This window comes from Paenirhizobium cremeum (assembly GCF_047553425.1).
GTDB classification, from domain to species: domain Bacteria; phylum Pseudomonadota; class Alphaproteobacteria; order Rhizobiales; family Rhizobiaceae; genus Allorhizobium; species Allorhizobium cremeum.
Map to the genome: position 1 here is coordinate 105,248 of NZ_CP180218.1, position 11,836 is coordinate 117,083.

An 11,836-nucleotide genomic window follows, 5' to 3' on the forward strand; every position below is an offset into this window, starting at 1 on the left:
GAGCGGGGCTCCCGGCCACAGCGCAGTCCTGGCATGCCGATCGTCAGAACTTGTATCCGAGGAAAAGTTGCGCGGATGGCTGGAGCTTTTCCTTGACGATCGGGCTGTCGGCGGCATCGCCGGTCAGGATGCCGAGGCCCGCCTGACCGCGGATCAGCCAGTTCTCGCTCAAGAGATACGTCGCGGCGACGGAAACTTCGACGCGCTTGAGGCCTGCTTCGGCCTTGTACTGGGGCAAGCCCGAGGCTGCGGACTGGGCCGCGTTCACGCCAAAATAGGCTTCCATGTGTTTGTCGTTTGCAAGAATGGCTTCGGCATTCGCCTCCAGGATGAGCCGTTCCGTCACCGGTGCCGAATATCCGATGCCGACCGTGCCGATGAGGCTTTCGCTTCCGCCGAGCGTCTGGTCGACGGCGGCATAGAATTCCACCGGCCCCCATTCATAGCTCGCCTTCGCCCCGAGCGTCGCGGCAAAGTCGATATCGCCCAAGCCGCGCAGGTCGGCATGATCGCTGTCGTCCCGGCCGGGTTCATAGCCGACATTGGCAGACAGGGCGAAGTCTCCGTAGCGAAGGGGGGTCACGGTCACTCCGCTCGGGTCGATTTCGAGCCATTCGCCATAGGTGAACACCACGAAGGGCACGGGGCTGATCTTGAACTCATCGCTGCCCTCGTATTCCGGCTCGTATATCCCCCCTCCGCCGACAATAAGGCTCCAGTCGGGCTTCACCGGCTCGTTGGTCATGCGGGCGTTGTCGAATGCCATGTCCTGCGGCGGCTCCGGCTCGGAGGGATCTGCGGCAAACGCGCCTGCTGCCATTCCCGTTATGCCCAGGGCGGTAGAGAGCGCGAAGGACGAAACGCGCAGGTGGTTCTGTCGGACGAGAAACATGTTTGCTCCAGAATTGGGGTTATTCAGCCTGAGGTTGGGGTGGCCGACAGGCGAGAGGTTTGACACCACCAGTTTTCACAGGAGCGGCTTCTGCGGGGTGTCATTATGTTGCGGTTTGTTGCGCGGCTCTTGCCATGAGTGACGGCCGCGGGCGGGAGGGTGGACATGAAACGTAATATTTCCGGCAAAGCCGATATGCTCTGCCTGTGCTAAAGCAGTTCCACTGGAGGTGCGTCGCGGTGCTGCGTCCGGAATTGCAGAAAAAAGAAAGGGCCGACGCAGTTCCGCGGATCAGGGAAAAGCGTGGCAGCTCGGGGACAGTCGGATGGAGCCTTCATGAAAATGCGCCTGCTCTTCACCCTCAGGACGATCCACGCGCAGATTGCCGTGATCGTGGTTCTGGCGCTTCTGATCGTCGTCACGGCCGCACCCATCGTCGAGCGCTGGCTCCGCGACGACTACCATACGCCCGACATCGAGCAACTTGCCGACCGGCTCCGCGCGGTGGCCGATATTCTGGCGGTCGCGACACCGACCGAGCGGGAGGCCATTGTCGAGGCCGCCCGGCGTTCCGGCTGGGACATGACGCTCGAGCCGCTGTTATTGAGCATGCAATTTGCCGGAGCGTCCGAAGGGGAGCGCCTCTCCGACAGGGTCGTCGAATGGCTCTTCCCGCCGGATGACTGGACAGTTCCGCTCGGAGGCTGGCGTACGTTTCTCGGTGACAGACGCGTGGTTGCCATGCAGGTCGACGATACGTCGATGATTGTTTCGACCGTTGCGACCGACGACATCTTGCTGATTACCGATTTCATCGGCCAGGGGACCTATTATGTCGTGGCGATCCTCACGCTGGTGTTCCTTTTCTCCTCATTCGCCATCTGGTCGATCCTGCTTCCGCTGCGCCGCATCGCGCATGCGGCTGGCAATGCGGACCTCAGCAACGACGCTCCGATTTTCGAGGAGCGCGGCAGCAGGGAAATCGTTGTCGTCGCGAAGGCGCTGAACAGCATGCACAACCGCATATCCGTGATGATGGAATCGCGGACCCGGATGCTGAGGGGGATCAGCCACGATCTGCGAACACCGCTCACCCGGCTGAGGATGCGCGCGGAAAACTTGCCGGAAGGCGCCTCCCGGGATGCAATGCTGTCGGATATCGGTCGCATCGACGGCCTGCTGACCGAGAGCCTGGACTATCTTCGCGACAATCACCGCCAGGAGAGCATCGAGCGGACGGACATAGCCAGCCTTGTCCAGACCGTCTGCAATGAGTTTGCCGATGTCGGCTTCAATGTCGAGTACCGGGGCCCGAACCGGCTCACGGTCAATTGCCGGCCGCTCGCCCTGACCCGTGCGATAACCAATCTCTGCGACAACGCCACGAAGTTCGGTCGTTCGGTTTCGGTCGAGCTCCAGCAGGAAAGGGACGGCGTGGCGATCGACATATCGGACGACGGCCCGGGCATTTCCGGCCAGGACAAGGAGCGGGTGCTGGAGCCCTTTTTCAAGGCCGATGCCGCCCGAAATGGACCGAATGACGGCTTCGGGCTCGGCCTGCCGATCGTGGCCGAGATCGTTCAGGCCCATGGCGGTCGTCTGCAACTTCTGGACCGGCAGCCCCACGGGCTGCATGTTCGCCTGGAACTACCCTCCGGCTAACCGACCGCTGCGTTCACCGGCTCTTACGTTCGCTCCTTCCAGCCGGAAAATGCACCGGAAACTCTGACCGAAACGGCGGGGTTTGAAGAGTTCAGATCACAGGACCTTTTTTCCGCAATCTTCCGACGGAGCCTTTGAACGCTGCGGCATCAACTGATCCAGGGTGACCGTTCCAAACCGCTCCAGGAGCAGGCTTTCGGCGCGCAGCATCGTATCGGAGAGAGCCGCATTCACGCTCTTCTCGATCATGCAATCCGGATGCCTGCTGCGAGAACCGATGGCAAAGAGCGTGGGCCGGTCTAGCGCTTCGTAGACGGCAAGCAACGAGATCTCCTTGAGGGGCCGGGCCAGGCGCCAGCCGCCGCCATGCCCTTTGCCGGACGTGACGTAGCCCGCCCTGCGCAAGCCGGCCATAGTCCTGCGAAACACCGCGGGATTGGTGCCCATGCTGACCGCCAGAACCTCCGAGGTCAACGGCGCCTCGGTCTGCGCCAGATGCAGGAGCACATGCAGTACGTCCGATAGCCTCGTGTCCTTGTTCATCGCCTGCCTCCGCCGACGCGGTCTCCTCTCGCTATGTCGTGAAGTCATGTAACAGTTGTTGATGCGTGATACCAGCGCATGTTATGCATCTTCATCTGATACATAAGAGGGCGCATCATGAACGGCAATCTCAGCACTTTCCTGAACCCGGCCTCCGTGAGCGCCTACGTCCGCGAAACGCCAGGCAAGGTGCCCGGTCTCGCAGACCTGCACAAAATGACGACGCTGCTTCTCGCGGAACAGGCGCCCGATGCTGCGCATATGCTGGTCGTCGGCGCTGGCGGCGGGCTGGAGATACGGGAAATGGCGCGGGCACGACCGGCCTGGCGATTTACCGGCGTCGATCCGTCCCCGGCCATGTTGGAGATTGCCCGAGATACGACCTCGGCCTGCGCCGGGCGGGTAGATCTCATTCTCGGTACGGCCGTTGACGCGCCTTCCGGTCCCTTCGACGGAGCAGCCTGCCTTCTTACCTTGCACTTCCTCGACAAAGGCGAGCGGCTTCAGACCCTTCGGGAAATCCGCGAGCGTCTGAAGCCGGGCGGTGTCTTTGTCGCGGCCCATCACGCGAATGTCGACGGTCAGGCGGAAGCCTGGCTGGCGCGGTCTGCGGCCTTCGCCGGAGGCGTAAACCCGGACCCCAGAAAGGCCGAAGCATCTGGAAGAGCGATGGCAGAGCGGCTGCCGCTCCTCTCGCCGGATGAGGAAGAAGAATGCTTTCGGCAGGCGGGCTTCCGGGAACCGGCGCTGTTTTATGCCGCCTTTTCGTTTCGCGGCTGGGTCATGACCGCTTCCGGTTCGATGACGCAGGCAACTGGAAAAGAGACCGGGTGATCGCCGATGGAGCTCTTCAACTTCGCCTTCGGCCCCTATCCGCAAAGGCTGAACATCTATCTGGCCGAGAAGCGGCCGAAAGATGTGGCCGTGACGATATACGAAGCGCCTGACAAATTCGCCGGCGTGCCCCCGCCCGAGGTCAAGACCCTCACCCCCATGGGGTCTCTGCCGATCCTTCGGGATGCCGACGGCACCGTCATCGGACAGTCGCTGGCGATCCTCGAATACATCGAAGACCGTGTCCCGGAGCCGGACATGCGCGGGAACACTCCGGCAGAGAGGGCTCAGGTCCGCCAGTTCATGCATATGTTCGACGAGGCGCTGACATTTTTCGCGCTCTGGGCGCGTCACGGCAGCCGCCTCGGACACGGTGTGGTGCGCTCAAGCCGGGAGGTCGCCGAAATCTGCGCAGGCAGGTATTTCGCTCGGCTGCGCGAAATCGACAGAATGATGACCGGAAGCCTGTTCCTTGCCGGGGAGCGGGTCACTATCGCTGACTGCGTCGCGATTGCAACGCTGCAATACGCCAACGACTTCTATGCGGTGCCAATCCCGCCCGGATGCATCGATCTGCAGCAGTGGTTCGACCGTTTCAGCCTACGCCCCAGCGCCACACGGCCGCCCTATCCCGAGGAACAGCGGGCCAAGGCATACGGTCTGATGGAGCAGACGGAAATTTTCGCCTGAACGGCGCTTCGGACCGGTTGAGGTCTGCGAAAATCGCAGAAGCTCAGAGATCGACGGTTCCGAGCCATCCGCGCGGTAAGACGAGTTCTCCGGTATGCCGCAGCAGGACGCCGGTTGTCCGGACAGACGACCGGCGTCCCGATGGCTGGGGGGCAGCCTCGTTCTCCGAGTAAGCCTGAAGGCTCACTCCTCGTCCTGGAATACCTCCTCGCGCTTGGCCCGCACGTTCGGCATGAAGACCACGATGAGCACGAGGGTTGCGAGGAGAAGCAGGCCGGCGCTGATCGGGCGGGTGACGAAGGTCGTCGGGTCGCCGCGCGAGAAGATCATGGCGCGGCGCAGGTGTTCCTCGAGCAGCGGGCCGAGCACGAAGCCGAGCAGCAGCGGCGCAGGTTCGCAGCGAAGCTTGACCAGGACATAGCCGATGAAGCCGAAGAAGGCGACCGAATAGAGGTCGAAGACGTTGGACTTCACGCTATAGACGCCGATGGAACAGAAGGCCATGATGATGGGAAAGAGCACGTAATAGGGCACTTTCAGGAGCCGGACCCAGAGGCCGATCAGCGGCAGGTTCAGCACGACGAGCATCAGGTTGCCGATCCACATCGAGGCGATGATGCCCCAGAACAGGCTCGGTTGTTCGGTTGCGACGTTCGGCCCGGGGACGATGCCCTGGATAATCATCGCGCCGATCATCAGCGCCATGACCGGATTGGCGGGAATGCCGAGGGTCAGAAGCGGGATGAAGGAGGTCTGGGCGCCGGCGTTGTTGGCCGATTCCGGCCCGGCAACGCCCTCGATGGCGCCCTGGCCGAACTCCTTCGGATTGCGCGACAGCCGTTTCTCCACCGTATAGGAGGCGAAGGCGGCGAGGATGGCGCCGCCACCGGGCAGTACGCCGAGGATCGAGCCGATGCCGGTGCCGCGCAAGACGGGCCCCGCCATGCGCCGGAAATCCTCCCGCGTCGGCATGAGGCCTTCGACCCGGCTCATCAGCACCGAGCGCGACTTCTCGTTTTCGAGATTGCGCAGGATCTCGGCGATGCCGAAGACGCCGACCGCGACCGCGACGAAGTTGAGCCCGTCGGCGAAATCGACGATGCCGAGCGTGAAGCGCGGCGTGCCCTCGAAGATGTCGTTGCCGACCAGGCCCAGCAGCAGGCCGAGGATCAGCATGGCGAGCGCCTTGACGATCGAGCCGTGGGCGAGCGCGACCGACATGACAAGGCCGACGACCATCAGCGAGAAATATTCGGCAGAACCGAACTGCAGCGCAACTGCGGTGAGCGGCGGGGCGAAGATCGCCACCAGGAAGGTCGAGACCGTGCCGGCGAAGAAAGAGCCGAGCGCGGCCGTGGCCAGCGCCGCGCCGGCGCGACCCTTGCGCGCCATCTGGTAGCCGTCGATCGCCGTCACCGCCGAGGAGGATTCTCCGGGCATGTTGATGAGGATCGCCGTGGTCGAGCCGCCATATTGCGCGCCGTAATAGATGCCGGCGAGCATGATGAGCGAGGAGACGGGCGAAAGCTGGAAGGTGATCGGCAGCAGCATGGCGATGGTCGCCGTGGCGCCGATGCCGGGGAGCACGCCGATCAGCGTGCCGAGCAGCACGCCGATCAGGCAGAAGAGCAGGTTTTGCCAGGTTGCGGCGGTGGCGAAGCCGAGAACGAGATTGTCGAAGAGTTCCATCGCAAGCCTCCTAGAAGCGTGTCCACGGGCCGAAGCGCTCGAAGGGCAGTCCAAGCGCGTAGCTGAAGACTGCGACCGAGAAGACCGTAATGCAGAGCGACAGGATCAGAGCCCACATCACGTTCATCCGATGCGACGCGAAACAGGCAAAGAAGGCGCAGAGGAAGAGCGAAGGCACGAAACCCAGGCCGCGCACCGTCAGGCCGAAGATGACCGGCGCCGGCAGGATGAAAAGCATGCCGCGCCAGGCGATCGGGCCGATCGGCTCGCCCTGCTTGCGGAAGGACTGGATGAGGATCACCAGTCCGAGAAGGATGAGCAGCACCGCCAGTAGCAGCGGGAAATAACCCGGTCCCATGCGGAAGGAGGTGCCGATCTCCAGCCCCAGCGACTGGATGGTGAAGAAGAGGCCGACGCCGATGAAAACCAGCCCGCTGATGAGGTTGGTGCGATCGAAAGTTGGATTGTTCATGATGTCCCCGGCAGTTGCCCCCGGCGGTCGGCCTGTGTGGGACGATGGCCGGCGGGTCGATGTTTTATCCAGGCGAGCCCCTCCCCCGGTGCCTTGCGCCGGGGGAGGGGATGCAGGCGAAGGCCGCGAGGCTCAGTCCGCGTATTGGCCGGCCGCTTCGATGATCGGCTTCCAGCGGGCGATCTCGCTTTCGAGCTTGGCCTTCAGCGCTTCGGGCGTGGCATCGGCCTCGGGTGAGGGCGCCGTGCCGAGTTCCTTGAAGCGGGCGGCGACATTCTCGTCCTTCAGTGCCTTCTTGAGCGAGGCGCTGAGCTTGTCGACCGTCTCCTTCGGCGTGCCCTTCGGGGCGTAGACGCCATGCCAGATCCCGACCTGGAAGTCCTTGAGCCCACCCTCGGCTGCCGTCGGCAGGTCGGGGAAGATGTCGAGCCGCGCAGGCGACGTCACGGCATAAGCCTTGATCGTGCCGCCCTGGATCTGCTTGGTGGTGTTGGTCGTCTGGTCGCACATGATGTCCACCTGGCCGCCGAGCAGGTCGGTCATGGCTGGACCGGTGCCCTTGTAGGGGACGGTGACGAGCGGCGTTTCGATCGCGCTCATGAACAGCATGCCGCAGAGATGCGAGGCCGCGCCGATGCCGGCATTGGCGACGGTCACCTTGTCGGCATTGGCCTTGACGTAGTCGATCAGGCCCTTGAGGTCCGTCGGCTCGAGATCCTTGCGGGCGACGATGGTCATCGGAACCTCGGTGACGAGGCCGACATAATCGAAGGCGTTCAGGGTGTCATAGGCGAGATTGCGATAAAGCGTGGCCGATGTCGCCATGCCGATATGGTGCAGCAGAAGGGTGTAGCCGTCGGGGTCGGAGGTGGCGACGCGGCCCGCTCCGAGCGTGCCGCCGGCCCCGCCGACATTCTCGACGATCACCTGCTGGCCGAGATCCTTGGACATGGATTCGGCGACGAGGCGGGCCACGGTGTCGGTCGGGCCGCCCGCGGCGAAGGGAACGACCATGGTGATGGTGCGCTCGGGATATTCCGCGTGGGCGGCGCCGGCGAGCAGCGTCATAGCAAGGGCGGTGGCGGCAAAAAGCGATTTCGATATCATGGACGATCCTCCCGTCATCAGGTCCAGTCGCCGGCAAAGCTCCTCCAAAGCCGGCGCTGAAAACGGGTTTTTCACGGCTCGCACCGCAGCAACAACCTGACGCATGTCCGAAATGATATGCTTACAAAAGTTTTGCGGCGCACCATGGGTGGAATCCCTCCCAAGGCAGTGGGGGCGTGGGTGGATTTCCACCCATCCGCTCAGTCGTCGGCGATTTCGCCGTTGGCGAGACGCTTGCCGAGGCCGTATTTCTGCATCTTCTCGTAAAGCGTCTTTCGGGAAATGCCGAGCTGCTCGTAGACGGGCCTGAGGCTGCCGCCATGGGCGGCGATGGCGTTCGCAATCAGCTGTCGCTCATATGAGCCGACCTTGTCGGCGAGGCGGGTGCCGGCGCGTTCCCCGACACCGTCGGGGATGGCTTCGTGCATGGGCAGGCCGAGCACGAAACGGTCGGCGGCGTTGCGCAGCTCGCGGACATTGCCGGGCCATTCTCGTTCGGAAATCTCGGTGACGACCTCGGGCGGGATATCGACCGGCTCGCGGCCATAGCGTCCCCAGGCTTCGCGGACGAGCTGGAAAAAGAGCAGGGGGATGTCCTGCCGGCGCTGTGCGAGCGCGGGCACGCGCAGCGTTGCGACGTTGAGCCGGTAGAAAAGGTCGGCGCGGAAGGCGCCGTTCGCCACGGCCTCCTCGAGATCGACCTTGCTGGTGGCGATGAAGCGGACGTCGAGCGGCACCGCCTCGTTGGAGCCGAGCCGGGTGATGGTCCGTTCCTGCAGAACGCGCAGGAACTTCGCCTGCAGATCTATCGGCATCGAGCCGATCTCGTCGAGCAGGATCGTGCCGCCGCGGCCATGCTCGAACTTGCCGTAGCGGGCACGCAGCGCGCCGGGAAAGGCGCCGGCCTCATGGCCGAACAGTTCGCTCTCGATCAGGGTCTCCGGCAGGGCTGCGCAATTGATGGCGATGAAGGGACGGCTCGCCCGGCTGCTGACATCGTGCAGCGCGCGGGCCACCACCTCCTTGCCGACTCCGGTATCGCCGATGATAAGCGTGTCGGCGTCGCTTGCGCCGATGGCGCGGAGCCGGTGGCGAAGCTCGACCATGACGGCGGTGCGGCCCGGCAGCCGGGCCTCGATATCGTCACGCTTGCCGGCGGCGGCGCGCAGCCTGCGGTTTTCCAGCACCAGTTCGCGGCGATCGAGCGCACGGCCGATCGTCGTGGCGAGCACCGGCATCGCGAAGGGCTTCTCGATGAAATCATAGGCGCCCTCGCGCATCGCCTTGACCGCGAGCTGCACGTCGCCATGACCCGTAATCAGGATGACGGGTATGTCGTGGTCGATCTCGCGGACGCGCTGGAGCAGCGTCATGCCGTCCATGCCCGCCATGCGGATATCGCTGATGACCACCCCGGCAAAGCCCGGGTTCACATGTGCGAGAAGATCCTCGGCGGCGGAAAAGGTCTCTACCTTCAGGTCGTGCAGTTCGAGGGCCTGGGCGGTGGACACGCGCAGGTCCTCTTCGTCGTCGACGAGCAGGATATGCGCCTCGCTCATTCGGCGGCCTCTTGCTGCGCGGCAGCGGCATCGAGTTCGATGCGGAACACGGCGCCGCCTTCGGGGTGATTGGAAACCGTCAGGTTGCCGCCGAAATCCTTGACGATGTTGTAGGAGATGGACAGGCCGAGACCGAGACCCTTGCCGACGCCCTTGGTGGTGAAGAAGGGGTCGAAGATGCGCTCGGCGATGGCCGGCTGCACGCCGGGACCGTGATCGCGAACCTCGACCACCACGCGCTCGCCCTCGCGGCGGGCGTTGACGTGGATGCGCCGGTCGTCGAGCCCTTCCACCGCATCGGCGGCGTTGGAAATGATGTTGACCAGCACCTGCTGCAGGCGGACCGAGCCGGCGCGCACGACGGGCGGCGGGCTGCCGAGATCGCTCACGACCTCGGCCCGGGCCGTCGCCAGACGGGCGGAGACGATTTCCAGCGTATCGAGGAGCACCTCTTCGACCGATACCGGGGCGAGCTTCTCGTTCGGCTTGCGGGCGAAGTTCCTCAGATGCCGGCTGATCGAGGCCATGCGGTCGATCAGGCTCGATATGCGCGCGAGATTGCCGCGCGCATCGTCATAGCGCTCCCGGTCGAGCAGCAGGGCCGCGCTGTCGGCATAGGTCTTTGCGGCGGCGAGCGGCTGGTTGAATTCATGGCTCAGGGCTGCCGACATCTGGCCGAGCCCTGCGAGCTTGCCGGCCTGGATGAGGTCAGCCTGCGTCTTGCGCAGTTCGAGGTTGACGCGGGCAAGGTCGGCCGTGCGCTCTTCGACGCGGCGTTCGAGCTCGGCCTTGGCGCGGCTTTCCATCTCGATGCGCTCGTTGAGCCGTGCGCGGCGCTGGATCAGCACACCGCCGGCGAGGCCTGCGACACAGATGAGAAGCACGAGTGCGGCGATTGCGGTGCGGGCCTGGGAATGGACGGAGCCGGTGTCCATCAGCACGTTCACGGTCCAGTCGGCTTCCGCGACATATTGCGAGAGCGCCAGATATTCGCGGGCGCCGTCCGGCTCGGCGATCCGCATCAGTGCATGGCTTGCGAGACGGGAGCGCTCAATCGGCAATTCCCTGAGCACGGCGTCGGAATAGCGCCGCGATTGCGCGGTCCGCGCCAGCCGCTCCCGGGTCAGCGGAAGGACGCTGGAATAGAGCCAGGCCGGGCTGCCCGACATGAAGATGATGCCTTCGGGGTCGTTGACGATGATCTTGTATTCACCGCCGCGCCAGGAGTCCTCGATCGCGTCGATATCGACCTTGAAGACGATGACGCCCCTGATCGATCCTGCGACACTGACAGGCGAGGCGAAATAATAGCCCCGCTTCGCCGAGGTCGTGCCCAGCGCATAGAAACGCGCCTGGCGGCCCTGCGCCGCATCCTGGAAATAGGGGCGGTAGCTGAAGTTCTGTCCGATGAAGGTGGCCGGATCGTCGTAATTGCTCGCGGCGATCGTTTCGCCATCCATCGTCATCACATAGATGTCGGAGGATCTGAGCAGCGCGTTGATTTCCCGGAGATAGACATTGGCCGCCATCCTGAGCCCCTGGTCGGCGGGCCGGGTCAGCAGTTCCTTGATGTCGTCGTGATCGGCGATCAGCGCCGGCAGGGGCTCATAGCGCTTGAGCTGGCCCGACAGCGCAGACACGGCGAGCCTCAGCGCGCTGCCGGCCTGCAGCGAGGCTTCGTTCATGAAGCGGAGCGTGACGAAGGGCAGGCCCCAGCCGATAACCGCCACGGCCGCGGTAAGCAGCAGCGCCGCCAGCAACACAAGGCTTCGATGTGCGTGTCTCAGCGTCTCCTCCACTGACTGCGAAACCGCCGACGGCGATTGGCCGGCCAGCATCGCAGATTGCAGCCTTCATTCCAAGCAGCAGCGCTCGCGGAGTGTGCAGGATCGTCGTGCCGGGTGTCGCCGGACAAGGCGTCGTTGCACGACGCTCTCGCATTTTGGGCCGTCTGACCGGATCAATCCAGCGGCTTGTAGGCGACGACGTCCATCTCGACCTTGACGTCGACCATCATGGGCGACTGAACGGTGGAACGTGCCGGAGGATGATCGATGAAGTGCTTCTGGAAGACGGCGTTGAAGCTCGAGAAATCGCGGGCATCGTCGAGCCAGACATTGACCTTGACCACATGGTCGAGCGTGCAGTCGGCGAGCGCCAGAACCGATTTGATGTTCTCGATCACCTGTTCGGTCTGGACGGCGATATTGCCGACGACGACCTCGCCGTCGACGGTCGGAACCTGGCCCGACACATAGACGAAATCGCCGGCGCGGACGGCCTTGGCGAAGGGGCGGCGCTGGCCGCCGGCCTGAGGGTCGGCAATGTCGTAACGGATGAGTTTCTTGCAGCTCATGAGTTCGTCTTTCTGTTCCGGTGCAGTGGGTG

General features: G+C 63.9%; 11 protein-coding genes. 3 read left to right on the forward strand and 8 right to left on the reverse strand.

What is annotated here, in order from left to right; genetic code table 11:
- Nucleotides 1-43 precede the first annotated feature (43 nt).
- The gene (locus ACLBKR_RS20770; protein WP_414902035.1) at nt 44-892 is read right to left on the reverse strand and encodes a MipA/OmpV family protein; all 849 of its coding nucleotides are present in this window, start codon (nt 890-892) and stop codon (nt 44-46) included.
- Nucleotides 893-1,228: 336 nt separating this feature from the next.
- On the opposite strand from ACLBKR_RS20770, the gene ACLBKR_RS20775 reads away from it, so the two are divergent.
- On the forward strand, nt 1,229-2,554 hold the full coding sequence (locus tag ACLBKR_RS20775; protein ID WP_414902037.1) for an ATP-binding protein: 1,326 nt from the start codon (nt 1,229-1,231) through the stop codon (nt 2,552-2,554).
- Between the two features lie 96 nt (nt 2,555-2,650).
- Here ACLBKR_RS20775 and ACLBKR_RS20780 read toward each other — a convergent pair whose 3' ends face one another.
- A complete protein-coding gene (locus tag ACLBKR_RS20780) occupies nt 2,651-3,097 on the reverse strand; it encodes an Rrf2 family transcriptional regulator (RefSeq protein WP_113339830.1) in 447 nt (148 codons plus the stop codon).
- A 117-nt stretch (nt 3,098-3,214) separates the two neighbouring features.
- Here ACLBKR_RS20780 and ACLBKR_RS20785 point away from each other — a divergent pair, with 117 nt between their 5' ends.
- Nucleotides 3,215-3,931 (forward strand): class I SAM-dependent methyltransferase, encoded by a 717-nt coding sequence (locus ACLBKR_RS20785; RefSeq protein ID WP_113487063.1) that lies wholly within the window; start codon nt 3,215-3,217, stop codon nt 3,929-3,931.
- A gap of 6 nt (nt 3,932-3,937) precedes the next feature.
- Nucleotides 3,938-4,621 carry a glutathione S-transferase family protein gene (locus ACLBKR_RS20790; RefSeq protein WP_113448048.1) on the forward strand — a complete coding sequence of 228 codons (684 nt, stop codon included), beginning with the start codon at nt 3,938-3,940 and terminating at the stop codon, nt 4,619-4,621.
- A gap of 183 nt (nt 4,622-4,804) precedes the next feature.
- Here ACLBKR_RS20790 and ACLBKR_RS20795 read toward each other — a convergent pair whose 3' ends face one another.
- The 6 genes from ACLBKR_RS20795 to ACLBKR_RS20820 form a co-directional block, all read right to left on the reverse strand.
- Nucleotides 4,805-6,310 (reverse strand): tripartite tricarboxylate transporter permease, encoded by a 1,506-nt coding sequence (locus ACLBKR_RS20795; protein WP_112827044.1) that lies wholly within the window; start codon nt 6,308-6,310, stop codon nt 4,805-4,807.
- A 10-nt stretch (nt 6,311-6,320) separates the two neighbouring features.
- On the reverse strand, nt 6,321-6,782 hold the full coding sequence (locus tag ACLBKR_RS20800; protein WP_113448049.1) for a tripartite tricarboxylate transporter TctB family protein: 462 nt from the start codon (nt 6,780-6,782) through the stop codon (nt 6,321-6,323).
- Nucleotides 6,783-6,914: 132 nt separating this feature from the next.
- Nucleotides 6,915-7,850, reverse strand: coding sequence for a tripartite tricarboxylate transporter substrate-binding protein (locus ACLBKR_RS20805; RefSeq protein WP_414902069.1), 936 nt, complete (start codon nt 7,848-7,850; stop codon nt 6,915-6,917).
- Between the two features lie 239 nt (nt 7,851-8,089).
- Entirely contained in the window at nt 8,090-9,448 is a 1,359-nt protein-coding gene (locus tag ACLBKR_RS20810; protein ID WP_112827047.1) for a sigma-54-dependent transcriptional regulator, read from the reverse strand.
- Nucleotides 9,445-11,286 (reverse strand): sensor histidine kinase, encoded by a 1,842-nt coding sequence (locus ACLBKR_RS20815; protein ID WP_113457496.1) that lies wholly within the window; start codon nt 11,284-11,286, stop codon nt 9,445-9,447. Before ACLBKR_RS20815 ends, ACLBKR_RS20810 begins: the two co-directional genes overlap by 4 nt.
- Before the next feature lie 122 nt (nt 11,287-11,408).
- A complete protein-coding gene (locus tag ACLBKR_RS20820; RefSeq protein ID WP_112827049.1) occupies nt 11,409-11,804 on the reverse strand; it encodes a RidA family protein in 396 nt (131 codons plus the stop codon).
- Between the last annotated feature and the right edge of the window lie 32 nt (nt 11,805-11,836).